The sequence below is a fragment of the Tsuneonella troitsensis genome (assembly GCF_001441535.1).
Taxonomy (GTDB): Bacteria; Pseudomonadota; Alphaproteobacteria; order Sphingomonadales; family Sphingomonadaceae; genus Tsuneonella; species Tsuneonella troitsensis.
Window position 1 is genome coordinate 100,271 of the sequence record NZ_LMAU01000007.1, and the last position, 26,084, is coordinate 126,354.

General features: G+C 57.9%; 23 protein-coding genes and 1 pseudogene. 17 read left to right on the plus strand and 7 right to left on the minus strand.

The annotated features are described in order from the left end of the window. Positions 1-21 precede the first annotated feature (21 nt). From rfbD to AR323_RS13835, 5 genes are all read right to left on the minus strand, one after another. Complete coding sequence (gene rfbD, locus AR323_RS13810; protein ID WP_057884567.1) at positions 22-915, minus strand: dTDP-4-dehydrorhamnose reductase; 894 nt, start codon at positions 913-915, stop codon at positions 22-24. A gap of 340 nt (positions 916-1,255) precedes the next feature. Beyond that, positions 1,256-1,945 (minus strand): fimbrial biogenesis chaperone, encoded by a 690-nt coding sequence (locus tag AR323_RS13820; protein ID WP_123321915.1) that lies wholly within the window; start codon positions 1,943-1,945, stop codon positions 1,256-1,258. Continuing rightward, positions 1,946-4,396: a TcfC E-set like domain-containing protein gene (locus tag AR323_RS13825; RefSeq protein WP_057884570.1), complete on the minus strand. Its 2,451-nt coding sequence runs from the start codon at positions 4,394-4,396 to the stop codon at positions 1,946-1,948. It lies immediately after the preceding gene. Between the two features lie 119 nt (positions 4,397-4,515). Next, positions 4,516-5,004, minus strand: coding sequence for a hypothetical protein (locus tag AR323_RS13830; protein WP_057884571.1), 489 nt, complete (start codon positions 5,002-5,004; stop codon positions 4,516-4,518). 100 nt (positions 5,005-5,104) lie between these two features. Next, entirely contained in the window at positions 5,105-5,662 is a 558-nt protein-coding gene (locus tag AR323_RS13835) for a Csu type fimbrial protein (protein WP_057884572.1), read from the minus strand. A 258-nt stretch (positions 5,663-5,920) separates the two neighbouring features. Between AR323_RS13835 and AR323_RS13840 the strand changes: the two genes are divergently transcribed. Beyond that, positions 5,921-6,739: an FAS1-like dehydratase domain-containing protein gene (locus AR323_RS13840; RefSeq protein WP_083495456.1), complete on the plus strand. Its 819-nt coding sequence runs from the start codon at positions 5,921-5,923 to the stop codon at positions 6,737-6,739. A gap of 234 nt (positions 6,740-6,973) precedes the next feature. Here the strand turns inward: AR323_RS13840 and AR323_RS14575 are convergent, their stop codons facing one another. After that, positions 6,974-7,831 (minus strand): glycosyltransferase family 32 protein, encoded by an 858-nt coding sequence (locus AR323_RS14575; RefSeq protein WP_083495457.1) that lies wholly within the window; start codon positions 7,829-7,831, stop codon positions 6,974-6,976. Between the two features lie 374 nt (positions 7,832-8,205). Here AR323_RS14575 and AR323_RS14750 point away from each other — a divergent pair, with 374 nt between their 5' ends. The 7 genes and pseudogenes from AR323_RS14750 (at position 8,206) to AR323_RS13875 (ending at position 15,366) form a co-directional block, all read left to right on the plus strand. Next, positions 8,206-9,669, plus strand: a complete 1,464-nt coding sequence (locus AR323_RS14750) for a haloacid dehalogenase-like hydrolase (RefSeq protein WP_152980360.1) — start codon at positions 8,206-8,208, stop codon at positions 9,667-9,669. A gap of 76 nt (positions 9,670-9,745) precedes the next feature. Further along, positions 9,746-10,066, plus strand: coding sequence for a hypothetical protein (locus AR323_RS13855; RefSeq protein WP_152980361.1), 321 nt, complete (start codon positions 9,746-9,748; stop codon positions 10,064-10,066). 636 nt (positions 10,067-10,702) lie between these two features. Further along, positions 10,703-11,608 (plus strand): hypothetical protein, encoded by a 906-nt coding sequence (locus tag AR323_RS14755; protein ID WP_152980362.1) that lies wholly within the window; start codon positions 10,703-10,705, stop codon positions 11,606-11,608. Positions 11,609-12,712: 1,104 nt separating this feature from the next. Then, positions 12,713-12,790: pseudogene (locus AR323_RS15400) on the plus strand (PEPxxWA-CTERM sorting domain-containing protein); the annotation flags it as partial. Positions 12,791-12,929: 139 nt separating this feature from the next. Then, a complete protein-coding gene (locus AR323_RS13865) occupies positions 12,930-13,610 on the plus strand; it encodes a L,D-transpeptidase family protein (RefSeq protein ID WP_235510647.1) in 681 nt (226 codons plus the stop codon). A gap of 54 nt (positions 13,611-13,664) precedes the next feature. Next, the gene (locus AR323_RS13870) at positions 13,665-14,192 is read left to right on the plus strand and encodes a CAP domain-containing protein (RefSeq protein WP_057884578.1); all 528 of its coding nucleotides are present in this window, start codon (positions 13,665-13,667) and stop codon (positions 14,190-14,192) included. 403 nt (positions 14,193-14,595) lie between these two features. Further along, on the plus strand, positions 14,596-15,366 hold the full coding sequence (locus AR323_RS13875; RefSeq protein ID WP_057884579.1) for a metallophosphoesterase: 771 nt from the start codon (positions 14,596-14,598) through the stop codon (positions 15,364-15,366). Positions 15,367-15,406: 40 nt separating this feature from the next. On the opposite strand, the gene AR323_RS15405 is transcribed toward AR323_RS13875, so the two are convergent. Beyond that, on the minus strand, positions 15,407-16,039 hold the full coding sequence (locus tag AR323_RS15405; RefSeq protein ID WP_057884580.1) for a DsbA family protein: 633 nt from the start codon (positions 16,037-16,039) through the stop codon (positions 15,407-15,409). 75 nt (positions 16,040-16,114) lie between these two features. On the opposite strand from AR323_RS15405, the gene AR323_RS13885 reads away from it, so the two are divergent. The 9 genes from AR323_RS13885 (at position 16,115) to AR323_RS13930 (ending at position 26,017) form a co-directional block, all read left to right on the plus strand. Beyond that, the gene (locus tag AR323_RS13885; protein ID WP_152980365.1) at positions 16,115-17,551 is read left to right on the plus strand and encodes an O-antigen ligase family protein; all 1,437 of its coding nucleotides are present in this window, start codon (positions 16,115-16,117) and stop codon (positions 17,549-17,551) included. Positions 17,552-17,610: 59 nt separating this feature from the next. Further along, positions 17,611-18,699 carry a glycosyltransferase gene (locus AR323_RS14585; RefSeq protein WP_161808767.1) on the plus strand — a complete coding sequence of 363 codons (1,089 nt, stop codon included), beginning with the start codon at positions 17,611-17,613 and terminating at the stop codon, positions 18,697-18,699. Next, on the plus strand, positions 18,690-19,475 hold the full coding sequence (locus AR323_RS13900) for a hypothetical protein (RefSeq protein ID WP_152980366.1): 786 nt from the start codon (positions 18,690-18,692) through the stop codon (positions 19,473-19,475). Before AR323_RS14585 ends, AR323_RS13900 begins: the two co-directional genes overlap by 10 nt. A 176-nt stretch (positions 19,476-19,651) precedes the next feature. Continuing rightward, positions 19,652-20,356: a class I SAM-dependent methyltransferase gene (locus tag AR323_RS13905; RefSeq protein WP_057884585.1), complete on the plus strand. Its 705-nt coding sequence runs from the start codon at positions 19,652-19,654 to the stop codon at positions 20,354-20,356. Positions 20,357-20,463: 107 nt separating this feature from the next. Next, entirely contained in the window at positions 20,464-21,783 is a 1,320-nt protein-coding gene (locus tag AR323_RS13910; protein ID WP_057884586.1) for an oligosaccharide flippase family protein, read from the plus strand. After that, positions 21,776-22,750: a glycosyltransferase gene (locus tag AR323_RS13915; protein ID WP_057884587.1), complete on the plus strand. Its 975-nt coding sequence runs from the start codon at positions 21,776-21,778 to the stop codon at positions 22,748-22,750. Before AR323_RS13910 ends, AR323_RS13915 begins: the two co-directional genes overlap by 8 nt. Next, positions 22,747-24,006, plus strand: a complete 1,260-nt coding sequence (locus AR323_RS13920; protein ID WP_083495461.1) for a glycosyltransferase family 4 protein — start codon at positions 22,747-22,749, stop codon at positions 24,004-24,006. Before AR323_RS13915 ends, AR323_RS13920 begins: the two co-directional genes overlap by 4 nt. Positions 24,007-24,032: 26 nt before the next feature. After that, entirely contained in the window at positions 24,033-25,064 is a 1,032-nt protein-coding gene (locus AR323_RS13925; RefSeq protein ID WP_161808768.1) for a Gfo/Idh/MocA family protein, read from the plus strand. Continuing rightward, positions 25,061-26,017, plus strand: coding sequence for an NAD-dependent epimerase/dehydratase family protein (locus tag AR323_RS13930; protein ID WP_057884590.1), 957 nt, complete (start codon positions 25,061-25,063; stop codon positions 26,015-26,017). Before AR323_RS13925 ends, AR323_RS13930 begins: the two co-directional genes overlap by 4 nt. Positions 26,018-26,084: the final 67 nt, after the last annotated feature.

The window sequence follows — 26,084 nt, forward strand, 5'->3', positions numbered from 1 at the left end:
GGCCACTCTGATCATTGAAAACTATGGCTCGACGGGGCCGAAAGATTGCTCGTGGTTCGCGACCTCCTTCAGCATTTCAATGAGATTGGCCCGCCAATGAACCGCAGGCTCCCCGAGCACTTTCCTGGTCTGTGAGCAATCCAGGAGTGAGAAGCGCGGACGCCTCGCAGGCGTGGGGTAGTCAGCCGTACTGATCGGCACGACGTTGACGCTTGCCTCGAGCAAGCCAAGCCGGTTGGCTTCCTCTTTAATCGCTACGGCAAAATCGTACCAGCTGGCCACTCCGGCATCGGTGTGGTGCCAAATGCCACTCTTCTTCTGGATGCCCAGTTGCCAAACGGTGCTTGCGAGCCCCGCTACCCACGTTGGTGATCCGATCTGATCTGAGACCACTCGAACTTCCTCTCGCGACCGCATGACTCGCAGCATCGTATTGACGAAATTCGCCCCTTGTCGCCCGTATACCCATGACGTTCTGACGACTGTTGCGGAAGCCCCCGCGGCATCCTCGCCGTCGGACTTGGTGCGACCATAAACTGAAAGCGGATTGCGCTGATCTTCGGGTTTATACGCTCTAGAGGTGCTGCCATCGAAAACGAAGTCGGTCGAGACGTGGACAAAATGCGCCCCGCATGCGCGCCCGGCTTCAGATAGCGCTCCCACCGCGCGAGCGTTGACCGCATACGCAGTATCAGGCTCGGATTCGGCACGATCGACCGCAGTATAAGCGGCCGCATTGATCAACAAGTTAGGGACGTGCATCGCGACAACGTCCCGAATGGCGCCCTCGTCGTTCAAGTCGAGCTCGTGCCGGGAAATGCCCGTGCATTGCCAATTTGCCGGAACTCGCTGCAAAAGCGCGCGTCCGAGTTGACCAGTTGATCCGATAATCAAGGCTCTAGGAGGAACTGTCATAGGCCCGCGCCTGTGCACGGCTCCAGACTGCGGTCAAGGCAACAATCACCAAATTGAAGCGATGACCCGTCCCGCGTTTGCCCAAGCAACCGCCACGATAAGCCCGATCACGAGGACTTCCGGCACACGCCTCCATATGGGGCGAGTGTCGATGCGGCGGTTCTTCCGCTGCACATCGACGATCCCCCGAAACTGGGTCTGATTCCGCACGGGAGGCAGCTTGTCTTGCGGCATTCGGGATCCATGGCTGGTAAGGACCTAAGAAAGCAAGCGTGATGTGACAAAGACCCCTTCGAAAGCGGCAGGCCCAACCCTGCGACGCCCACTGAATCCGAGAGGTTCAAAATGCCAGTTTCGTCACCCGTGATCCCCGGGCCACAGAAAAGTGCGCTGGAGTGTCGTGGGGAAGGGTCTGCTCCCAGATCGCCCCGGCATAGAGTCTCTTGGCGGGTAGCGCGCGGCAGTCCTTGCCCTCCCCATCACATTGCTTGCCGTCGAAAATCTCCTGCGAAGCGTTGCCCTCGTTGCGTATTAGCAGGGCTCTCCCGACCCGCTCACTTGTGAGCGCATCGGTCGCTTGTGCCGGGCGGGCAAGTACCAGTACGTCGTAGCCCACCAGAACCTTGACCGCACTCACCTCGGACGTCACTTCTCCCGCGACCGGCCTGATTGCGACCCGGTAAACACGCTCGCGCGCGGGCCGGACGCCAGCCAAAGCTACACGGATCACGCGCCGCTCACCGGGAGCGAGGACTATCCGCTGGGGGGATACCAGCAACCCCGCTGCTAGCGGATCCCGCGCATCGACGCGGCTCTCTTCTCTCGTGCCAGGATTGAGAATCTCGAATGGCTCGGCCAGGACATACATGCGTTCAGACCCGGTATTCGAGACCTCGATATCATCGCGAGGTGCCTCGTTAGGTTCGAGGTCCACGATGACCTGGCTCAGAACCATGTCCGCACTTGCTGCCGAGGGTGAAAGCATCGCGAGACTGGCAAGCAGTACATGTCCAGCAACGAAGCTACGCATTCAATTTCCCTTTCCTTTGGGCGTGTTGACCAGCTGCGAAAGTTGCTGGCTGGTGCCATCGATTTGATCCTCGCAGCATATGACTGCGCCCAAACGGACTACAGATTTGTCGGTACTCGACTCCTCCGGGAGTTCGAGTGCGTAGCGTGCGCCGGTGGAGGTCATCACCTCGAGCGTCACCCCTTCTGGTACCTCGAGCTGGAAGTACCCTGCGTCGTCCGTCTGGGTCCAGACACCCCGGCCCGTGATTGTAGCCCTTGCAATCGGCGCGCCGCTCAAATCCATGAGCTGCCCGAACTTGATGACGACCGGTGCGGCAACCCACCTAAGCTGAGTGACCGATCCCGGGTACAGGCCGATTTCTCTCGGCGACCTGTCGTATGACACCAGATCGGCCCCGACGGGTCGGACACGGACATTATAGGCTCTGTACGCTTCGAGGCGAAGATAGGCAGGACGCGGTCCATTGACGTATCCTGATACGTGGTCGTTGACGAGAATGTCGAACCGGTCGCCTTCCCTCGCGCCCGCTATCTGCGCGACTATCACGCTGCCCGTCGTCGATTTGCCGATCGGCCGTGCAGGTGCACCGCCGCCGGCCACGAACGTCGTCTGCAGACCGACCGTATACTGGGTGCTCGCGTTGCCCTCTCGTTCGGTCCGCGACAGATCTCCCGCGACAGAGGCGAACGGATGTGTGAATTCTAGCGAGGCAAGTGCGCTTTCCTCATTGGGACTGTGCTCGTAGCCAGCTCCTGCCGCCAACTCTCCACCAAGGACATCGCCGCTCCACCCGCCGGACACCGATCCGGCGGCCCCGCTACCTCTCTGGTCATCCTCGATCGAGGACTTCCTGATCCCGCCCAGCGCAGTGATTCCCCCGCGCCGGCCTGTGAACCGCAGTGCGACACCTGCAAAACCGGCGGTACCGGATTCGGTCGCCGTAAAATCGCTGCGAAGCGTCAGAACGGCCGTTCCCATCCGGGCCGCATCCCATTCGATCGCCGGTCCAACCGCGTACTTGAGTTCGCCCTTGGCCTCGTCGCGAAGGAACATCGTACCAAGCAGGCGGAAATTGCCGCGGGTAAATGACACTAGTCCGCCCGCCTGCGTATAGCCCCGCCCGGTCACGCGGCTCGTCTCACCCAATCCGGATGGCACACCCTGAATGAAGGGATTCGAAGCTCCGACTGTGTTGCTTTCTGCCGCCGACAAGGCCCGTAAATCGAAACTGTAATTAAACGGGCCGGACCCCGTCGAGTTAACGCGAACTAGGCTTCCCAGGCGCCCATCGCTGCTCGCAAGGATTGCCGCTCGCGCCTGCGCGATGCCGGACAGGATGGTTACTCCTACCTCGGCAGACTGAAAGGGGTCTCCCAGCGAAACCTGACCGTCCAGGGCTAGTCCCTGGGACAACCGCCTCGCATAACCACCCTGCAGCAGGAAACCGTCGGATGCGACTGCAATGGCGTCGCGGTGGCTACCGGCATTGACCCCGCCAAACAGATAAAAATCGCTGCGCCCGAGCGAAGGGATCCGGCGATTTTTGGAATAGAACCGTCGTTCCTCGCGTATGAGGTCGCCAGGTTCATCGATGCGAAGCGTCAGCTCATAGCTGCCCTCCGGTAGACCCGAAGTGTCGATCTGCTGGCTTCCCGCCTCATAGATCTTCGAGCTGACGACCCGGCCATCGTATAACGCGTCAACGCGGGCCCGTCGGTCGAGGTAAACAATGACCGGACTGCCAAAGAGCTGTTCCCGATCGCGGCGCGTGTCGATCTGGCTCTCGATACCAAGCCCCACGATACGCGTGCTTCCCACGAGGCTATTGCCGGCCGTCCAGAACAACCCGGCGCTGTACCGGCGCTCAGGCTTGTCCCATTCGGCGACCATCCGGTCCACTGAAATGCCGTTGCCGTCCTGAAAACTGAAGTCTGCACGCAGTCGCTGCTCGCCTCTCGCCACGACGAGCTGGTTCTGGATGTTGACGTATCGCTCACCGCCCTCGCTCTGGCCCGAAACGAACCCTCCAATCGAATTGACCAGCGATAGCTGGCGAGCCGGCACGGGCAGGTATCGCTCCTCGATGCGGTCTTCAATTCTGACGAAACGGGGATTGAGAAAGATATCCAGTCGGAAGCGGTCTCGCGAAAAGATCACGCCAACATCATTGGGAGCGAGGCGGCCACACCTCAAGCGATCACTCGAGGGAGTGCAGGCAAGATCGCCGTTTGCGGGAAGCGGCAAGCTGATCGTCTGGAGAACTGCACTCGCATCAGCGAGGGAGGGCAGGATACTGACAACTGCGGCCGGCTCAGCGAACGTGACCTGGTCGGGGCTGACGCGCACAATGGCCTCGCCCCGGCGGATGCCGCCAAAATATACGTCCACCATCAATTCATGATCGCGGGTCAGGTCCGAGAAGCCGTCGGGCTCTCCGACCGCGATCATCGGCGAAGAAGCCGCTGCTATCGCGGGGACACAAGCGGAAGCCATCGCCGCAACAAGGAGCCGCATCCGCCACGCCGAAGTCCCTCGACCGGGTGAGCTCGATGCCACGGTCTGGACCTTCACTCAGGCGCGATGGTGATGGACAGGACACCGCTGTATGAGCCGGCGCGCGCATTCTGCAGAACCTGGTCCCGAAGCCGGATGGTGAGGCTTGCCGATGTCGGAGGTCCACTGTTGCAGGTCTGCTGTTTTACGCTTGAGACGAACCCAGGTGTGGCAGCTCCTGGAATGAGGCTGGTACCGCTGGTGGCGCCAGGCGCATCCGCCCACAGGACATCGTAAGCCAACTGCGAAGTTCCGGACACCAGCACAAAAGCATTTCCGGCCCCACCTCCCGCGGCGATGACAGAATAGCGTTCGATGCGGCTGGACGTGAATGCGCACACGCTTTGGCTGAGCGAAGTGTCAGCAAGGCTGGTCACAAGACCGAAGCTCACGTCCGCGAGGCCTGTTAGCCGCGCCCGCTCCTGCGCCTGCGCGGTGGCCGGCACGAGCATCGTCGCATAACAAGCGATCACAGGCCCGATAAGGAGAACCACGTACCTCATGGGAACGTGGTAAAAAGTTTTGGTTAAGATTTGCTTGAGACAGCAAAAACCCGCCGCGGAGTATGAACTCCTCGGCGGGTCGTTTTGGGGGATGCCAGGATCAGAGCGGAGTGACGAGAAGTGTCAGCGTGCCCGTGTAACTGGACCCGGCGCTCATGGTGCCAAGGTTAGCGGTGTCAAGCCCAACGATCAGGCTTGCGCTGGCGCTGGGTCCGCTCGCACAATTCTGGTTAGTGGCGGTAGAGGTGAATGAAGATGACGCGGAGCCGGCGGTGAGCGTCGTTCCCGTCAGAGCCCCCGATGCACCCGCCCATTGCACCTGGTAAGGAACGGTAGCGCCGCCGTTGCTTAGGGTGAAGGCCGAGCCCGTGCCGCTGCCACTTGCGGTGATTGTATAGGCCTTGGTCGCGGTATTGCTCCACACGCACACATTCTGCGCCGCGCTCGCTGCGCTCGCGGGATCCTGGTTAGTGAAGTCGATATCCGAAAGTCCCGAGATGCGCGCCCGGTTGGGAACTGACGCCGTGATCGAGACAGTACCCGTGGAGGTGGCGCCGAGCGTACCGTCGGTCGCCGCGAGGGCGGGCATAGAGGAGATCGCGGCAGCAAGTGCGAGCGAGCCGACGACGGCGCGCGGCGCCAAACTTGCAATCTTCATTCTGGTCACTCCGGTCGTTCCTGTGATTGGTATCCGGAGTTTTACGTAGCCAAGGTTAATATCTTGTTGTGCATCTCAACGAGCAGGGATCGGGCCCCTGCCCGATGACACCATCTCTAGCGATACTTCAGGCGGGGCGTCCGTCTCGCTATTTCGCCGATTGCCGAGAACCAATCTTCCTGCGACGGACGCGCAGGGAGTGCCCGAGCCTAGTAGGTCCATTCTCCCCAAGTACGCGCAAACGATGGGAGGTCGTCCGTGAACCAGGTGGGACAGAGCCAAGTCAACGAGTGGCGCCAGGCGATCGGCCGCACGGAAGAGCGATCGGAGCGACTTGGCACAGAATCGCTGCGCCGCTTTGCCTTGGCGGTGGGATCCCATGCCGCCGTCGAAAAAGCCGCGCCGCCGCTATCCCATTGGGCATTCTTCCTACCCGCACCCGAGGATGAAGCGATCGGCGCCGATGGCCACCCCACGCGGGGTGGGTTTCTGCCTGGTATTACGCTGCCGCGCAGGATGTTCGCGGCGAGCAAATTGGAGTTCGGTGCGCCTCTCTTACTGGAAACGGATGCACGCCTCGTTTCGCGCATTGCAGACGTGAAGCACAAGCGGGGGCGCAGCGGCGATCTCGTGTTCGTCGAAGTCGAGCGAACGATTGAGCAGAACGGTAAGGTAAGTGTGCGCGAGCAGCAAAGCCTCGTCTATCGTGGAGAGGGAGAACCCACGGCGCTGCCCGAGGCGCTTCCCATACTGCCTGCAGGCGAAGTATGGTTTCCGAATGCGGTCAACCTGTTCCGCTTTTCCGCAGCGACATTCAACGCGCACCGCATTCATTACGACCTGGGCTATGCCCGGGAAATTGAAGGGTACCCGGCACTCGTGGTCCACGGCCCATTTACCGCTACCAAACTGGCTGCCGTCGCCATGCGCAATGGACCGCTGAAGCGCTTTTCCTTTCGCGCGCTTGCGCCGATTTTCCTCGGCCAGCCGATCTATCTCCGCTCCGCCGGCGACATGGTAGAAGCAGTTCGGTGCGATGGAGTTGTCGCAATGCAAGCCAGATTCGTCCTCGCCTGACTCCTCGTGACAGATCTCGACCGATTGTTCGTTGATGAGTGGATGCCGGGTGGCGGCACTCATTGACCAAGCCTCGGGCCATTATCGGCTAATCTAGCCACCTGGCGCTGGGTCAGCCGGCCTGTTCTGATCGGAAAAGGAAAACGGGAAACAATGGCTCGTATCTCTCAGACGTGCCGGCCACCAAATAGCGCAACTTCGCACTCCTATTGAGACAAGAGAAACCAGTGGGGCCTAGCCGTCCGCTGCCACTCCGAGTAATTTCCGCTGCCTTTGCTTCATAAAACAGTACAAGCGACTAAATGGTCTCAGTAAAAATGGAACGTTGGCAATTGGATCGGTACGCAGGGAGTAATGATTTTTGAAGTGATCCTTGTGAACATATTCCCCGGAAATGCTGTAGTGCAGTCCTATCTCTGAATTATTGCCAATGCGTCGATGAGGGAGATCATCCGACAAGGGCATAATCGCTTGGGTGTAAGCTATGGGCCCGGTAACCCGCAATACGCCAACGCGACCTATGCCTTGGCGCCACGGCCTATATCCTTCGACGTTGCTGAGCACCTTTGCGATAACGCGCCGGAGGAAAGGATGCCCTGGGGCTGCAATGATATGCCATTGCTGCAGCTCCCCCTGAGGCCATCGCGCAAGCTCTTTATGAAGACCAAAACCTGGATATGATCCACCAGCCTTGTTATCCCAATGCGATATTATAAATGAATCATTTTTCGAAATGGCCTGCTCTATAGGACGATCGAAGTAGCTCTTAATGTCTAGATACACCCCGCCCACACAATACATCAGTAAATATCGGAAAAGATCGGCCCTCGCAGCCCCATAATGCGGATTAATGCGGCAATAAATACTTAAAACCTGCTTGCCGAAAAATTCATCGATGACATGCTCGCAAGCAGAGTCATCGTAGAAACGATACTCCCAGCCTGGATTCATGGCCCGTAAACGGTCAACGTTATCCTTCAAGTGAGAAGGCAGGTTTCCCGTCCAGAAAGTTTGATGAATAATCTTGGGAAGCTCATCCGACATGCGGATCAAGGGAAGTGCCGACATCCAGAACGCTTCGCGCTTCATCATCGGTCCTCCGTTTGTCCAGTATGGGCGGTTGACGCGCCATCTCAGCCCCAAGGTTGGTATACGACGATTACTTACAATCGACTACTGGTCTCAATATGTGGTGACAAGACAGCTGCGCTCCAGTTCAGGCGTCGAAAAGTCCAGCTACGGTGGGAGCCGTTCCCAAGTTCCTGGTTTGCTCATGAGACGCGGGCCGGAGGTGGATGGACAAAAATTTGCACCACCATCCAGGTCCCGGCTGACGGCAGCGACGATCGGAAAGTGTGTTCAATCATTTGGCAAGCTCGAGGGATTATCAAACCTTTTGATACTGAGACGGCGTGATGATCGAGACCGCTCATGGTAGGCGTTGACCGGCAAGTTTCGCTAAGGATATGTGGCAGTCTCAGATGGCGACTCCAAATGCCAGCGGCTCGGATCTCGACTTAATGGCGCCCGCCGAAGCACTCAGTATCCTCGATGATGCGGCTTGCCCGATCATCGTAGACCTGGACGAGACGCTATTTCTCCACAATTCTACAGAGGAGTTCCTCAGGCTCGCCCAGCCAATCCTGATCGGCGAAATTCTGCTTCGTGGTCTGGAGTTCGTGCGGCCCTGGCGGTGGCTCGGAGGTCCAACTTGTCGCGACACCTGGCGTGTTCTGATTGTGATCGCATTCCTGCCTTGGACGTATGCGCGCTGGCGCAGATATTGTGCCGTTGAGGTGCCGCGCCGCCTCAATACTCCGCTGAGAGATGCGCTTCTTCGGGCACCCGGCCCCCTCATCATCGCCAGCAATGGGTACCGACGCTTGATACGTCCGATGCTTCCATTCCTAGGCCTTCCCCATGCCACGCTGGTAGCCTGTGAACTGCGGCGGCCTTCGCACCGCCGTGATGGAAAGCTTGCACTCGTATTGTCGCACGTCGACCCGGAGATAGTTGAACGTTCTGTAGTCGTCACAGATTCCCTGGATGACCGCAAACTGCTGGACCGATGCGCCGTACCTTGCCTGGTGACATGGGATGCGGCTGAATTGAGACCTGCACTCCAGAACCGCATCTATATACCGGGCGATTACCTTGCGAAGGTCAAACAACCGAATTCCTTAGCTCGGCAGCGGCTCGTACGAGAAACATTGGCGATCTGGATAATTGCCGCGTTAACAAGCGAGGCACCGAGCGTTCCGCTGTTCGCTGGCCTAGTATTTTTGTTTCTTTCTTTTTGGTCGGTTTACGAAGCAGGCTACCACGACAATGACCGTTGCGCGGCCCGTTATGAGGACGATCCTGGCCTAACCGCAGAGGCGAGAGTTTTCGAGGATCCACGGTTCGAATGGAAAGCCTGGATCTCAGCATCATTTTTCGGGACTGGTGGCATCCTGCTGATCGACGGCCTGGATCGTCCGTTAGCCTTTCTGATTTGGACCGCGACGCTGCTGGCCACGCGAGGAACATATTGGCTGTACAACCGGATCGACAAGGACACTCGCATCTGGCTTTATCTGCCACTCCAGTGCTTTCGTTATGCTGCTTTCGTAGGGCTGATTGCGATCGGCCCCGTCGGCTGGGCCCTGAGCTTGTCGATGATAATCCCAGCCTGGATGGACTACGTGAATTATCGTTATGGTCGATCGTACGGCGTCACGAGCTTCCCAACAACGCCGACGCGCACCTATCGACTCGTGTTGTTTTGCATGCTGCTTATCCCGATTGCCATGGTCGGTGGTCTTGTTGAGATCTGGACTTTGGCCACACCGGCAGCGCTTATTTGGTTAGGACTACTGGTGTGGCGAAAAGACTGGCAAGGTCTGTATGCCCGCGCGCATCGCCTGGATCGCAAGAATTCCAATTCGTAGTAAGTTCATTATCTGTGTCTTCCAGAACGGGGGCTTTGTGGGACACAATCAAGGACGGGATGTCGGGTTCGGCTGGATGAGTCAGGTCGTCCCAGTGCGGAACGATGCCCATGTGCAGCGTTGTCACATGACACTGAACGCTTTTGAATTTGGCACCATGCACGCCTTCACCACCGAATCGCAATTGATTGCACATTACATCAGGCAGCAGGCTGACCACTGCATAGAAGTGTCGCATGCGGTGCCAAACGACATGTGCCTCGATGGAACGCCGAGGGAAATGTGGATGGCGATGGCCGGGGTGTTATCTAGCGTAGCCGACGATATCGAGAACGGGCGACACCTATCTCAAGGGCAAACTGGGCAGCTTGAACGGGGTGCGGCATCCAGCGATTGAGCCCGCTTCGCGACGTTGTCGTCGTTAGCTCACCTAAGGTTTTCGCCAGCCACACACCTGCGCGACACTTGCAGCGCATTCCGCATCATCGATCCTGGTACGGGCCGCCCGTAACATCATTGACGGTGCACAAGATCCCGTGAATCTCTTTTCCCCAGTAAATTAGAGGCATCGGTTGACCCGTTAGTCGGTTTAGCTTTCTCTCCTCACTGAGGCAGCTAACACTTGGCGGATTGACCAATGGGTGATCGATACCAGCCAATCGTAACTTACGCAGGACGTCCTACGCACAGGCAGGTCGGGAGGAGTCTTGGCCAGAGCATTCGGGCCAACTCAAAAGGTCTGGCAAGCACTGCTGGCGCAACGTCTATTGCCCTCGCGGCCTACGCAGTCCTCTATTCCGGCATGCCTCCTGTCGTTTCCGGACGGGCAAACGTTGAGGGCGGTGTCAGAGACGGCGCTATAGAGAGAGTGGGTACGAGACGGACGCCCCCTATTGCCAACCGTTCGTCAGCCTCTGCTTTCAAGGACCAAGTCACTTTAAATAGGGTTGGGTTTGCTGGAACCATAGGCCCGGTGCCCCAAGGAGCGCGGTCGGCGACCCTGCCCTTCAAGAGCCCTGCCATTGACCCTCCTTTGAACGATGCGGGATCGGGCAGCGAACTTCTTACTTATTCCGCTCTGCCGAAGCAGAACCCTGGGCAGATGATCGTCCCTCCACCTGCCGCCGAGAGCAGGGCAGCTGGAAAAATTGAGCAGTTCGCGATTGGGGCGCCTCCCTCCCAGCTCGCCGCTGATCAAGGGAACAGATTACCATCCAACACCAACCGGCTTTCGAATGATACCTTGGCGGGAAATCTATCAGTCCCGACCAGTTTGCTGCTGGCCGGGTCTTCTTCCGATGATGGGTCAGATAAGTCACTGGTCGACTTGGCAGGCAAGCAGGTTACCGTTGAAGCGCCTGGTTCCGATCTTGAAGCGACGGGATCCATCCAATCTGCGGTCATCGCCGAGGCCATGGATAGCTCGGCGATAGAGCGAGCTTCCGCGACGGGCATCCCGCCAACCGCTCTGATCGACGCTGACGAAAACCAATCGGCAACTGTCGATCGCGGACGCAGTTCCGAAATGCGACCGAAGACCAACGACGTTTCCCGATTGCGTCAGATTCGCTCATCGTTAGAGCGTCTTGACGGGAAGTCACAGAATCCACAGGTGGACCGAACCCCGCATCACCGCTCTGTAGAAAGAAAGAATGACGGACCGAGGAAGGTTGAGGTCCTCGCCCAATCGGGCGAGAGCTTCGGCGAAAGCCTTGAGCTGCAGATCCATGACGGGGAGCTGGTCTCCGTTCGCCTGAGCGAGCTCATCTCATTGTTTGAAGACAGGCTGGATAGATCGCTATTTGTCTGGTTGAAGACTTCTGCTGCGGCCGAGAAATACGTTACTTCGGAAACCCTCGCGAAGGCAGGCATCCGGCTGACCTACGATAACACGACAAGGCAAGCGATATTGTCGGTCTCCGATAGTGCGGCGCGCTAAGCCGAAGCTTTCCCGCAGCCTTGCGCCGCTGCGTTTGTCAGTCGCATTCGCTGTTTGGTCGAAACTGAGGGTCCGCGGGTGTCGGTAATCGGGCTCGAGGACGGACCTCGGTGGTCGACGTCAACGAGGTCCCTTTCAAAAAGTCTGGGGTTGCAACGAACTTCCCGAGCCGTTCGCGGCGCCAGAGGGTTCCCGGGTAGGCACGCGTAATATCCGGGCAATTTCGGCTTCTCCGTAGGACTTCTTCAGGAGCGTAGACGCTTCGCGTCCGGGAAAGGCTGACTTCGAAGTCGCCACTTCGGGTTGCCCCCTGAAGGGAGGATTCCCGCGGCGCGATCCTTCCGCGACCGGCTCGGTCATCCGGGTTCAGAATGATATCTAGGATTGCCAATTCCGTCGTTGATCTCTCGGCCGCTTGTGCCAATCGGGTACATCGTCCCAAAATGGGCCACCAAGCTCGGGACGAATCCGTGCCTCGAGCGTTAACCGGGTGTATGCTCTCCGCTTACGCGATTCGAAAAGTCTGATGCTATCATGATAATCACCGCTGCCGACCAACCATCTAGCCGATCACGGGCCTGGCTACGTCCAGCATTGCTGGCAGCGGCGGCGTTGGGTTTGGCGGCCGCGATTCCTATCGCAAGCGCCCTTCTGTCCGAGGACAGCCAGGTGCCTGGCGCCGCCCAGGTTCGCAACGTTTTTGACATGCTCGCAAACCGTTCGCCTGGAGAGCGCATTACTGGCAACCTCAACAAGTCGAAATCTTCAGCAAGTATTTCGAAGCTGGGGGGCGACGATGGCGACGAGCTGAGGCAACGCGCGCTGGGCAAAGTCTTCCCTACTCCTCCAGCCCCCCCGGGTGCAGCTCGAGGACCAGACGAGCCCGTCTTCTTCGCGTCGGAAGAACAACCCTCGACACCTGATATGCTTGAGGGGCCATTTGGCACGTCAGATCTGGTGGGAGGTGGTCCCATTATCGGCGCGGGTGGCTTTATCGGGATTCCAGTTGCCGGCGGCGGATCCGGCGGTGGGAATGGCGGCGGACCTTCGGGTGGCGGCAGCGATGGCGGCACTGGAGGTCCGCCACCTTCACCTCCACCATTCTCCGCGGTGCCTGAGCCATCAACATGGGCCATGTTGTTACTAGGGTTTGGTCTCATCGGCGCGGGAATGCGTCGAAGGAGGGCTTATCGATTTGAAGGTGAGGCGCAGGGCTGCAGACGCGGCGACGACTGCCTCGAATCCCAAGCACTGCCAACTGACTTCGCTGCAAACAGGGCATCGGGGATCGGGGCCGTCATGCGTTTGATGTGAGTCGGCAGTGCGTGTTGTCAAACCCACCCTGATTGTCGCGACGCTGGCAGTCTTTGTGTGCATGGGTTTGGTGGCCGCCCAAGGATCAAGCACAGCTCGGGAGATACTGACGCTTGATGATCGGGACAACGCTGTTGCTACAGCGCCGGCTTGGTCCGAACAGGATGCCAACAAGCGAATTCACCTAACTCCCTTGGAGGCAATGACTGCCGCAGAAGACGGCACTCTGGCGGGCAACCTCAAATCGCTACTCAAAGTCGACCGACAACTCGCTTACGGGGAGTTTCTGTGGGACGCGGACGGGGTGCCCCCTGGCGAGTTGTTGATCCGTGTAGATCTGCGAACGCAACTCATGTCCGTCTTTCAGGGCGGTCATGAAATTGGTACCGCTGTGATTTTGTACGGTGCGGATAGCCATATGACCCCTATGGGATCCTTCCCGATTGCGGAGAAAAATCGAGACTATCATTCGCGAACATATGACGCACCGATGCCATACAGTTTGCGACTGACGGAGGACGGTGTGGCAATCCATGGAAGTGATGTCCGGCGCGGGTCAGCAACTCACGGCTGCGTTGGCATCCCGCTGGAGTTCGCCTCGCTTCTCTTTGAAAAAGCGAAGCAAGGGGATGTCGTGCAGATCGTGCGCTCCCAGAGAGATCCGGACAGAGCAAGCAGATTGATGTAAACCATTTCGTGACAAGTTTCTGCGAGACACCTCTTTGTTTTCGAGGGGTCTCGTATGGAAGCATTCAGGCTTGGCAAGCGCGCAGCCGCCGCTTCTCTTCTGGCTGTCGCGCCCATAATCCTTGGCAGCACTGGCCTGCGCACCAACTTCGACGAACGCATACTTGCTGCGCACAATCGTGAGAGGTCCGCGGTCGGCGTGCCTCCGCTTCAATGGAACGACGAATTGGCGGCCGGGGCCAAGCAATGGGCCAATCATCTCGCGCGGACCGGATCTTTCGAACACTCGCCTGATGAACCAGGTGCGGAGCCAATAGGTGAAAACCTATGGGGCGGAACGCCGGACGCCTATGCTCCGGATGCTATGGTGGGGCTCTGGATCTCCGAAAAGCAGCATTTCAAAACAGGCATTTTCCCATCAAACAGCCGGACCGGGAAGGTGGATGACGTCGGCCATTACACGCAGCTGATATGGCGCAAATCGGCGGAAGTCGGTTGCGCTCTCAGTCGCGGTCGGAGTGAGGAGGTCCTCGTCTGCAGGTACAGCGATGCAGGCAATGTCATGGGCGAAAACCCCCTATAGTTCCCACGGCTCCAACAAGGATTGAGCACTCGTCATATTCATACGATGGCGCGCGCGAAACCTGCCGACGCATGGGCCAGAGACGCTTCGCCTTCCATCAGTACCTCGATACGCACATAGGCATTGCCTTAGCCGCGTCATGAGGTGTTCGAAGAGCGGCGTGCCAGCAATGCTGCCCACTGAATAGGTTCCGCAACTGCTTGCCCGCTCGGCCAGAAAAATTGAAAGGGGGGTAAAGCGATGTTCCACGTCAGGGAGCTGCGCGAGCTGGCTTCTGCCTGGATGGTTTTTCTGATAGTTAGAACTCCCGGAGGCTCATCGCGTCGACCCAATTCGAGCGCCCTACGGAACCGTTCTGCTTTTTGGCGATATTCCTCAAGAATACTGCAATGAGACGCTGGTAATGAATGCCCATACTGCACTTTCCACGCCAGTCTCTAGTCGGCGCGCGGAAGGAGCAACACCAAGCCCCGAAAGAATCTATGCAATCGGGGACGTCCACGGCCGGGCGGATCTATTTGCAATGATGCTGCGGGCAATCCAGCGAGATGGCCAATCGCGCGGAGCCAGTGCGACCAAGATCATCATCCTAGGCGACCTGATTGATCGCGGGCCACGCTCGCGGGATATGATCGAAATGGTAAGGCGTTTTGACGAGGGCACGAGCGGCGTCGTCACTCTGCGTGGCAATCATGAGGAACTGCTGGTCCGCTCGGCAGCGGGCAGCGATGCCGCACAGCGGATCTGGTTGCGAAACGGGGGCGCGGCGACTTTGCTCAGTTTCGGGTTGCACCCTGACCGTCTGCGGGGTCTTTCAGCCCCCGAGCGAGCGAGAAGGATCACGCAAGCCGTTGGCACGCCGAACCTCGAGTGGATCGGAGCCCTGCCGACCCACTTCATCTCCGGAGATTATTTCTTCTGTCATGCAGGCATCAAGCCAGGGCTTGACCTGAACAAGCAGAGGACCCGCGACCTGCTGTGGATCCGGGACGAATTTCTCCAAAGCGAAGTGGAACACGGAGCGATCGTTGTTCACGGCCACGCCGAGACAGACGAGCCCGAATTCAGGCATAACCGCATAAACATCGACACGGCAGCCTACCGAACCGGCCGGCTCACCGCGATCGGGCTAGAGGGACCGGAGCGGTGGATTCTTTCTGTTGAGCAGAAATGATCGTTAGCAGACCTGCGGCAGTTTCTGGAACTGCCGTTGCTTAGGGTTGCCGGACTTCCCTCAACACTCGCGCGAAATCTGATCGAGGCAAAGCGCCTTCGATCACTCGGTCTCCTATCACATACCCTGGCGTACCTCGAAAGCCCAGTGAGACAGCCTCTCGACTATTTTCCGCGAGCAGCCGACGAGTCTCCGCGGCGTGTGCCTCAATGTCATCGACGATTTGCTCCCAGTCTCCACCTGACTCCTCAACGGCGGTGCGCAACTTGCCCTCGGTCAACGGAAGTGGGGTTGCCATGAGCTTGTCGCGCACCTCCAAATAGAGGTCCTGCCGCTTTGCCGCTAACGCGACTTCCGATGCTCGCTGCGATTTGGCTCCGAGAATGGGCCATTCCTTATATACGACTCTCACGTTTCCATCTCTCTCTGCTGCAGCGCGCAAGTCCGGTTCGCTCTGACGGCAAAGAGGACACTGAAAATCGCTATATATCACGACGGCGATATCAGCTTTTCCGCGGCGGGTTTCGAAATTGCCTGATGGAAGCAGTGCTCTGGCAACGATCTCGGGCTCTCGCCCCTCCGTCCCAATGGGACGCGATTGATCCAAGGAATAGCCGACCAGGACTCCGATCGCCAATACGCCAACGAGTTCTGCCTTACGGACTCTCTGCATTCCCTTGGATACCAACCTCGAATTTGTGGTCACCTATTTGAGTGTCCTGATACCTAAAGTGCTTTCACGCTGGCTGTGAAACCATTGGTTGACCGAGAATTCCTTGAGTTTGCCCCCGGAAAATCAGATGCACCGTACCTTAAAGCCGATCGGGTGTGTTTGGAGGAGAAAAGAGTGCGTTGGGCCGGGCTCGCGATCATCCTGCTGACCTTGCCGTTGTTTGTGGCCATATTGAGTTCGAACACCGCAAGGCGAGATGGGGCAGTCATGGCCATCGGCGCCATGCTCTTCTGCGTAGGCGAGATATCTCCCTCCGCTGCTTTTTATGTGTGGCCCGAATGGCAGGGTCTCTCAAAGGGGATGTTTCTGTCGCTCGTCGACAGCTTGGCGCTAGCGCTTCTTTTCACCCGCCCGTCAGGCCGCTATCGAATATCTTTCTTGCCCCTCATCGCATTGTTTTTCATCACGATAATCCTGTCGCTTTTTTCGGCCAGTATCAAGATCGCCGGGGTCTTTATCGTCTTTCAGACCTTGCAGATGATCGTGTTGTTCATTGCATTGGCAAGCGAACTCCACAGGCCGCAAGCGCTCCGCGCGCTTATGAAGGGCCTGGCAATTGGACTTGTGATTCAGGCGCTGTTCGTGATCCGCCAGAAGGTAGCTGGGATGATCCAAGCACCTGGGACCTTTGATCACCAGAACGTGCTGGGCTTGGCAGTCGAACTCAGCGTTTTGCCGCTCATTGCATCGGTACTGGAGGGTGAACGTAGCAAAATTGTCTACCTTGGCATTATTGCAGGGGCCATTTGCATCGCAGGAGGCGGTTCGCGGGGCTCACTTGGCTTCTTCGCTTTGGGCGCAATCCTGCTGATCCTCGCGAGCTTGATTCGGCGCGGGACAGCTCGAAAATGGCAGATGCTTGTCTTGGGGGGGCTTGCGGCCGGGATAATGGCTCCGTTCGCTATTGGAACGCTTAGCGAGCGGTTCGGAGGCGGCGAGTTCACCACTGAAGAAACCGCGCGAGTAGCCTTGGCGGACGCCGCGCGAGGCATGTCAGCAGACCACCCATTGGGGGTGGGCGCAAACAATTTTGTTCCGGTCAGCAATTTGGGGGGCTACCTCGACAAAGTAGGGACAACCCTCACTTTCGCAACCCGATCACAACCGGTACACAACGCATATCTCGTAGCTAGAGCCGAGAGAGGTTGGGCTGGCGAGATCGCGCTCATTCTACTCCTGGGAGGAATTGCTACCGCTGCGTTTCTCACTGCATTCAGGAATACCCGCGCTACTCACTCTGGAGTCGCGCTGGGGTCAGGAGCCGCCCTGGTTGCGGTTGGCCTTCATAGCAACTTCGAGTACGCGGTGCTTACATCCAGCATCCTATCGCTGGTTTTTGTCAACGCCGCTTTGGTGTCTTCGTCGCGAGCGAGAGAAATTCAATCTCGGGTACGAGCCGCTCGAGTGCCGTTGAATCCTCACCCCGTTCCACCGGTCGAGGAAGGGGTTTAAGCGAAAGGCGAGCACTCCTCTGTCCGTCCATTCCCAATAGCGCCTGAGGAATTCCCTCTTTGACCGATGACCGCCTTGCGAATGACCCTTGCGCGCGCGAAGATCGAAGCATCCGCAAAGTCTCGATAGCTTTGGCCACCTACAATGGTGCTCCATTCCTGGAGCAACAGCTGCGCACGATATCTGAGCAAACCCATCCGCCGCACGAACTCGTTGTCTGCGACGATTGCTCGAGCGACGATACTATGCCGCTTTTGCAGGAATTCGCGGATAAAGCACATTTTCGAGTAAGATTATTCAGAAATTCATCGCAACTAGGTTATGCTCGGAATTTTCGACGTGCCTCATCGTTGTGCGAGGGAGATTTGATTGCATTTGCGGATCAAGATGATTTCTGGGATGAAGAAAAGATCGCCAGAATGAACATCTGCTTTGACGATCCACAGGTCATGCTCGCGTTTCATAACGCGCGTATTGTTGACATTGACCGAATTGGGAATTCGCAATTGTATAGAGGGGCTCTTGAATGCGAACGATTGAGCGCCTCCCCATTTACTCCGTTTCACCATTCATATGGAATGACTCAAGTTTTTCGAAGTGATTTGCGCCGCTTTGACGAATTTTGGAACCTTTCCCTAAACGACGTGGCTGATCCTTTGGATATTATGTCGCATGATCAGTGGTATTTTTTTCTTGCCTCGCTTACCGGGAAGGTTTTGTTCGTGGACAGCGTTCTGGTTGGCTACCGTCAACACGCGAGCAATTCGGTGGGTGCGAATCCCCGTAACACTCGATTTGCGCAGAAAATTCTAGGACGGCTTGAGCATTATGGTAGGCAGGACCAGCGCGGTGCAGAAGCCGCGCTGGCGCGGGCGACCATTGCCCGCGCGATTGCCCTGGATCACCCTTCTCTGAAGGAGCGGGCATGCTGGATTGCTAGTAAGTACGAGGGTTTGGCAACCAAGCTGGAGCGACGTGCCGCCGCCTATATGGCGCATTCTCTCGCCGATAGAATGCAGGCTCTGATCCGATCGGTCTCAAATGGTGATTACGGTGACTGGCCCTGGGGCTTCAAGAAAGCTTCAATCGCTCGCGATCTGCTTTTTGGGGTCTTTCTTGGCCGAGCTTATGAGCAGAAGTGGAACTGATGGAGGCCATTAATACACTCTGGTTCGAAGGACCGCTGGGCTACATCGAGCGCCTCAGCATCGCTTCCGCGATGGCTCAAGGTCATCCCGTGACCGTTTTCTCGTACAAGCCAGAAACCCTCGAAGGCGTGCCGACGGGTGTGGAAGTTCGAAACGCGGCCGATGTCATGAGCGACAGGAATCGGGTCCTCCTCTTCGACGGGAAGTTCAAGGCGCTGGGATCCGACTTTTTTCGCTATGAGATATTTGCTCAGCAATTGGGCTATTGGATGGACCTTGATGTTATCCTGCTCGGCCCTCTCGACTTCGCGAGCGACTATGTGTTTGGGTGGGAGCACGACACGTCAATAAATGGCGCGATCCTGAAATTGCCCGCCAAGTCAGCCATGCTCGAGGAGTTGCGCAACATACCGGCCACTGACTGGCTACCTCCCTTTTTCGGCCCACGACGCACTCTTGGATACTGGTGGACGAAGCTGCGCAAGCGAGAAGTCAAGCTCGAAGACTTGCCTTGGGGTGTGGCGGGTCCGGCGATGATCACCTACCTGGCTCGCAAGTATGACAAGCTAGAACTCGCTCAGCCACGCCCGGTGTTCTATCCGCTCCCTTACGAGCGCGCTCTCGACCTGTTTGACGATGCGGAGATCGTGGAGGCAACCTTGGCACCGGAAACCAGAGCCATCCACATGTGGCACTCGCGCCTATCCGAGTGGCATGACCGGCGACCGCCCAAGGGTTCATATATGGACAATGCTTGCCGCGCCTTCGACATCTAGGTTGCCCCGATCCATCTCGCAATCGCAGCTCCATTTCGACGCTGGCGCCGCGCAAAATGCGGTCTACCCTTCGACAATCGGTATGCTGAAATGTCGGGTAATGGGACGACCAGTGAATTTCTTGGGATTTATCGACCGGGGCGCCTAAACGCCGCGTAGCGACAAAGGAGGCGCAGATGGCCATAGCGAAGGAGAAAGCATGGAATACCTCGATGGAGCAGTTCGGTGATGAGCTGAAAGCGATTGTTGAGAGGTATGACCATGCGGACCTCCTGGAGCTTGGTGCCGGACGGTGGCCCTCGTTTCGTCTCGACGAGATGCCCTCGAGTATCCGTAGCTATACCGTGAATGACATCAGCGCGGAGGAACTGGCTCTACTACCGGAAGGCTACGATAAGGCCCGCTTCGACGTGAGCGGCGACGCCTCCGAGTTTGCCAATTCCTATGACGTTGTATTCTCGCGGTTTCTAGCCGAGCATGTCCCCGACGGAGAGGCAATGCATCGCAATGTCTACAAGGTGCTGCGTCAGGGAGGTCGTGCCTTTCATCTCATTCCTACGCTTTATGCGGTCCCGTTCCTTGTTAACAAGTATCTGCCGGATTCCATCTCAAGCCGCGTCCTTAAGACTTTCAGCCCTCGCCGCTCGATCAGTCCGAAATTTCCAGCACCCTATTCTGCTTGCTACGCCAACCCGGACCGAATGATAAAGCTTCTCAAATCAGTCGGTTATCGTGAAGTGACTTTCCGCAATTTCTATGGCCATTTCTACTACGAAAAAATTCCGGTCCTGAGAGCTGTGCACGAGAGATTCTCGGAGTTCGCAGCGGACCGTGAATGGAATTTTTTCGGTACCTACGCTTATATTCAGGCCACGAAATAGGCCCATAGCCTCGCATTTTTCTCATGGGATCTCCCGTGCCCCGCGCACATATTGCACAGCTTGTCAGTTCTTTGCGATCGCGTCCCATTGCCGGTCAAGTCGGATGGGTGATTGTGCCCTTTGGCCTGCAGCAGATAATTCGCCTGGCGACGCAAATCGTACTTGCTCGGCTTCTGGCCCCCGAGATGTTCGGCTTGATGCTCTTGGTGAATGCCCTCCGCACTGGCGTCGAGCTACTATCCGACATCGGTATAGGTCAGAGTGTCGTTCGCTCACCTAACGGGGATGCGCGGGATTTCCTGCGTGTGGCCTGGACACTCCAGGTGTTGCGGGGCGCTCTTCTCAGCATAACCGTCTTCGCTCTCGCTTGGCCAATCGCCAGCCTTTACGATCAGCCCGACCTCCTCCCGATCCTGTTCGTCATAAGTCCAATTTTCCTTATTTCAGGTCTTCTATCGCCTTCGCTCTTTACGATGCAGCGCCATTTGATGTTGAAACGGCGTGCGGCTTACGACTTTGCCAGCTTGATCTTTCAGTGCGTTTGTACGATCGCGTTGGCAGCAGTAATGCAGAGCGTTTGGGCCCTGGTCTGGGGCTTGCTTCTAAGCACGATCTTCACGACAGTACTCAGCTATGCTTTTGGTGGCGGCAAGTACTCACGCCTGGCGTGGAGTCGACAGCATGCCACAGAAATTCTTCATTTTGGGAAGTGGATATTTCTTTCTACGGCGATTTACTATGCAGCCACCAGCTTTGACCGCATGTATTTCGTCGGAGTTCTTTCCCTGGCGCTTGCAGGCGTTTTCGGTGTTGCGCGAACTTTCTCCGACATGCTCGGCGCGCTGGCTCAGCGCGCCGGTTCATATCTTGTATTTCCCAAGATAGCCGCACTGAGGGAGCGTCGCAGTCAAGCCGCACCGCGTCTTCGTATCGCCCGCCGCAACACGCTTGCTCTGGTCGCTGTCGTCACCGGGATTGGTATGGCTGTTTCCGACGAGTTTATTTTCATCGCATACGACGCCCGTTATCATGCTGCGGCCTTTATAATCCCTGTTTTGCTCTTCGGAGTGTGGTTCAGCATATTGTCTTCGTTCGCAGATGCTATGCTGATGGGATGCGGCCGCCCGGCGCCGGGCGCCTGGTCAAATGGGGCGAAATTCGCAGTAATGCTTGTCGGCCTTCCTTTTGCCCTTGCTTCCGGGAGCATGGTCGAGGCGCTAGCCGTTTTGGTGCTCGCCGAAGCAGTACGTTGGCTGGTTTTAACCTGGTCATCGCATGACGAAGGCTTCGCGCGTCTGAGCGACGATATCTACCTGACGGTGGGGGTTCTCGCTGTCGCAATTATTGCCAAGCTGTTGCTGGGATCTGCAGGCGTCGTTCCCACTCCCGCCGAATGGTGGCATTCTCGTAGCCTTCTACATGGTTAGACATCCACCCACCACTGCAGTAGTTGTCATCGGCCGCAACGAGGGCGAGCGCCTGGTTCGCTGCCTTCAATCGTTGCAGCGAACGGGCTGTCCCGTCATTTATGTCGACAGCTCCTCTACCGACGGCAGCGTCGAGACGGCCTCAGCTATGGGGGCGAGGATAATTCGGCTTGACCTCGAGCGCCCCTTTACAGCTGCCCGCGCCCGGGCCGAGGGTGTTGCGGAGCTTGTGGCTCACTCCCCCCCCCTTGAAAATGTGATGTTTATTGATGGTGATTGCGAACTTGAGGAAGGCTTTCTGGATTCTGCCGAGCGGTTCCTCTTGGAAAATAGTGAGTGGGGAGCGGTATGCGGGCGCCGCCGCGAGCGATTTCCTGAGGCATCCGTCTACAACCGCATAATTGACCGTGAATGGGATACCCCGATTGGCGAGGCCGAGGCATGCGGGGGAGATGCACTTTTTCGCTTCGTTGCCTATCACGATGCTGGCGGCTTCAATCCGGAGATGATTGCTGGCGAAGAGCCCGAGCTTTGTGCGCGGTTACGAAGCAGAGGCTGGAAGGTCATGCGCCTCGACGTTCCAATGACAGTACACGACGCCGCAATGTACCGATTCTCACAATGGTGGCGCCGCGCAATCCGCAGCGGGATGGGATATGCACAAGCCTGGAACAAGACCCGAAGCCAGCGCGAGGGACGATTATACGTGCGCGAGTTAGCGCGTGCCATAGCCTGGGCTGGCGTACTGCCATCTATCGCGATCATTCTCGCGGTCGCGTCCACGCCTTGGTTGTTGCTCATGTGGCCAGCGCTGGTGCTACTTCAGTACCTGCGGCTGGTGCGTCGCGACGGAGCTTTTTCAGGCTTTCTTTCAATCGCTGGAAAGTATGCCGAGTTGGTGGGCATCCTCAGGTACATGCTGCGCTCGCAGCAGCAGTCGCAACAGACGCCGGTCACCTACAAATGAACGAAGGGCTGTCCTCCAGCACCGGAAGCTGGCCGCCGGTTGGCTATGTCGTAACCCACTATCCCAAGCTGGCCCAGACGTTCATTGCCAACGAAATTCTCGCAGTCGAGAATGCTGGACTCCCGATCCGCATTTTCGCGATGAACCCCCCAGATGCAGTGGAGCGAAATTATCCTGATGCCGCGTCCAGCATCGCCCGAACCACTTACCTCAAACCCGCGATCTGGGCTGGCATCCGAGCTCTCCTGACGCAATCGCTGCGTCATCCTGTCGGTATGAGCCGTGTTTGGCAAAAAGCGCTGGCAAGTGGGGGTGGATCACCATCGAGGACTATGCGCCGGCTGTCACATCTGGCGCAGGCAGCGTTAGTCTCGCGGCACGCCCTGCGCGATGGCATTACACGGCTCCATGCTCATTTCGGGCTCGCCCCCGCTACGATCAGCTGGCTAGCCGCGGACATCATGCGCGCTTCCGGCAGTAGCGAGGCGACTTTCAGCTTCACGGTTCATGGATTTCACGACTTCACCGACCAGGCCGAGAGCCGTCTCGATCTCAAGGCCGAAGACGCAGCGCTGGTTATATGCATCAGCGATTTCACGCGTTCTCAACTCTGCCTCGTTTCCCCACCGAAGCTGTGGCCGAAGTTCCGTGTCGTGCGCTGCGGCATCGATTCCGAAGCGCTTCCCTACCGTGACCCACCACCTTTGAGCTCCGAGCCCCGCCTGGTAGCGATCGGGAGGCTTTCTTCCGAGAAAGGATATGGAATTCTGCTGGAGGCCCTTGTGAAGGTTCGCAGGGCAGGAATAAATGCAAGCCTGCAAATAATTGGAGACGGGCCCGAGCGCGCATGGCTTGAAACACGGATTGCCGCACTGGAACTGGACGGAATTGCTTCTCTTGCTGGAGAATTGGAGCCACGTGAAGTCAAGCGCGAGCTTGCAGACAGCGACGTGTTTGTCATGGCATCTTTCAGCGAGGGCTTGCCGATCTCGATAATGGAAGCAATGGCGATCGGCGTTCCTGTTGTTACCACATGGATCGCTGGAATCCCGGAACTGGCCAGTAACGGCGAGACTGCCTTGACGGCAGCTCCGGCTGATCCTGATGGTCTCGCCCATGCGATCATGTCGCTGCTTGGTGAAGAGTCGCGCCGCCTGACGCTTGCTCGCGCGGCCCGGGCGCGGGTAGAAGTCCAGCACGATCTGGCTCGAACCGGTGAGGCGTTGGCTCACCTATTCGAGTTGCGAGACGCCTGATGACGTGCTCACCTTTACGGACGGCCGTGATCGGCTGCGGTGCCATCGCATATGAACACCTGCCATTCCTCGCTCGGTCACCCTCAGCCCTGCCCGTCGCCCTGTGCGATCAGTCACCCGCGATGATGGCGGCGGCCGCGGCCGCCTTCGATTTGAAGGTCAACCTCTACGCGAACGCGGAGGAGATGCTTCTGGCGGAGAGGCCTGATGTCGTTCATGTGCTCACACCGCCTCAGACACATAGCCGCCTGGTGCGCGCAGCCCTCGACACCGATGCGCACGTTATCTGCGAAAAGCCGATGACGGGTTCGGCCGACGAAACGGCCGCATTGATCGAGGCCGCTCGGAACGCGGGAAAGCTACTTGTCGAAAGCAGGAACCTTTTATTCAATGACAGTATCATCGACCTCCGCGCCAGGATTCAGGCAGGAGCGCTGGGCGACGTGCGCGAATGTGATATCCTTCTGAGCCTTGATTTCCTGGCCGGCCCGTTCGGCGATCTCAATCTCAATGGGCCCAGCACCGGCCTTCCCGGCGGAGCGGTGCAGGACTTCCTCCCTCATCTTGTCTACCTTTTTCAGGCGCTGACGGGCTCGGAGGCCGCAGACTCTGTAATGGGAGAATACATCAACCGCAGCGGCAACCGGAGAGCGGGTTTCGATTTCTGCGACGTTCTGGTGCGCAGCGGACCAACGAGGGGACGGCTGCGGGTTGCAGCGGACGTAGAGCCAAGTGCGTTCCGAATTGCAGTACGGGGTACTCTGGCCAGCATCGAGACAGATCTCTACAATCCCTATATTCGCCTGGAGGGTCCACCTTACGTCGGCAAGACATATGCGCTTGGCCAGATCCGAGGCGGATTTGGACTGGTAAAGTCAGGGGCGGACAATCTTCGCAACAAGGTCCGTCAGCATGGTACGATGCACGGTATGCCGCGCATGCTTGAGGCAATTTACACTGCAATTCGAGAAGGAAATGAGCCGCCGATCACTGCTCGCGAAATGATGGCAACAGCCGAGTTGACCGATCAAATTGTTGCGCTTGGCCAGCGGCCATGAAGGTCTTCCTAACCGGCGCTGGTGGGTTCCTTGGCAGCGCAATTACAAATGCCGCGGCAGCGAGTGGACATTCGGTCCTCGCATTGTACCGGCCATGCTCTCGGATTGAGCCTCCTTCCGAGCTGGTCGAACCCGTCAAGGGTGACCTGCGCCAGCGGGGCGATTGGACCGAAAAACTGGCCGAAGCAAACTGCGTTGTACATTGCGCAGCCGCCGCATCGGGCGACCTCGCAACGCAACTGACGGGTACTGTGCTGGCGACCGAGAACCTTCTGGCGGCGTTGCCTGAAGGTCTTCAGCGCTTCGTTCATATCTCAAGCTTTTCCGTCTACGACTTCAGCGCTCCTGGACCGTTCGGCAGGCTTGATGAGGAAAGTGTGCTCGAGCCGCACCCCCTTCGGCGAGACGCATATACGCAAACCAAGCTGATACAGGAGCGGATGATCCGCGCGCATTGCAACGCGAAGGATATTCCCCTCGTCGTGCTTCGGCCCGGTGCAATTTACCGAACTGCTGCTGACTGGGACTATGGGCGGGCTCTTCGGGCAGGTCCATTTGATCTCATATTTGGCCCGCTAAGCTCAATGCGACTCGTCCATGTCGATGACTGCGCGAGCGCGGTGATCGCGGCGATCGATGCGCCCCTTGAACGCGAGTTGGTAATCAACATCGTTGGCAGCAAGCCGATCACCTACTGGGGTCTTTACCGAAGAGCTCGCCAATCAGGCGAAATGCTCGGCATCCCGATACCTGTTCCGTACATGCTGGTTCGTATGCTGGGAGGCGCCGCGTGGGTGGCTAGTCGTGTTTTCTTCGAGGGACGGGCGCGTCTCCCGGAATGGCTGGATCTCCCGCGTCAGGAAGCCCGGTGGCGCTCTTTGTCCTATAGCAACCGTAGAGCTAGGGCGGAGTTGGGTTGGCACCCGGATCGTGATTGCGCGATCGCGGACTAGGTGTTCTGCGGCCTTACCTCTTCGCGGTGCGGGCGGCACGGGGTCATTTCTCATCCCCAAAAGTACC

Excerpts from the sequence above, each read along its gene's own strand:
- AR323_RS13855 (WP_152980361.1), top strand. The coding sequence starts at position 9,746 with ATGAGTCAGGTCGTCCCAGTGCGGAACGATGCCCATGTGCAGCGTTGT.
- AR323_RS13875 (WP_057884579.1), top strand. The coding sequence starts at position 14,596 with ATGAATGCCCATACTGCACTTTCCACGCCAGTCTCTAGTCGGCGCGCG.
- AR323_RS13835 (WP_057884572.1), bottom strand. The coding sequence starts at position 5,662 with ATGAAGATTGCAAGTTTGGCGCCGCGCGCCGTCGTCGGCTCGCTCGCA.
- AR323_RS13830 (WP_057884571.1), bottom strand. The coding sequence starts at position 5,004 with ATGAGGTACGTGGTTCTCCTTATCGGGCCTGTGATCGCTTGTTATGCG.
- AR323_RS14750 (WP_152980360.1), top strand. The coding sequence starts at position 8,206 with ATGTGGCAGTCTCAGATGGCGACTCCAAATGCCAGCGGCTCGGATCTC.
- AR323_RS13825 (WP_057884570.1), bottom strand. The coding sequence starts at position 4,396 with ATGATCGCGGTCGGAGAGCCCGACGGCTTCTCGGACCTGACCCGCGAT.
- AR323_RS13930 (WP_057884590.1), top strand. The coding sequence starts at position 25,061 with ATGAAGGTCTTCCTAACCGGCGCTGGTGGGTTCCTTGGCAGCGCAATT.
- AR323_RS13915 (WP_057884587.1), top strand. The coding sequence starts at position 21,776 with ATGGTTAGACATCCACCCACCACTGCAGTAGTTGTCATCGGCCGCAAC.
- AR323_RS15405 (WP_057884580.1), bottom strand. The coding sequence starts at position 16,039 with ATGCAGAGAGTCCGTAAGGCAGAACTCGTTGGCGTATTGGCGATCGGA.
- AR323_RS13820 (WP_123321915.1), bottom strand. The coding sequence starts at position 1,945 with ATGCGTAGCTTCGTTGCTGGACATGTACTGCTTGCCAGTCTCGCGATG.
- rfbD (WP_057884567.1), bottom strand. The coding sequence starts at position 915 with ATGACAGTTCCTCCTAGAGCCTTGATTATCGGATCAACTGGTCAACTC.
- AR323_RS14575 (WP_083495457.1), bottom strand. The coding sequence starts at position 7,831 with ATGATGAAGCGCGAAGCGTTCTGGATGTCGGCACTTCCCTTGATCCGC.
- AR323_RS13920 (WP_083495461.1), top strand. The coding sequence starts at position 22,747 with ATGAACGAAGGGCTGTCCTCCAGCACCGGAAGCTGGCCGCCGGTTGGC.
- AR323_RS13905 (WP_057884585.1), top strand. The coding sequence starts at position 19,652 with ATGGCCATAGCGAAGGAGAAAGCATGGAATACCTCGATGGAGCAGTTC.
- AR323_RS13870 (WP_057884578.1), top strand. The coding sequence starts at position 13,665 with ATGGAAGCATTCAGGCTTGGCAAGCGCGCAGCCGCCGCTTCTCTTCTG.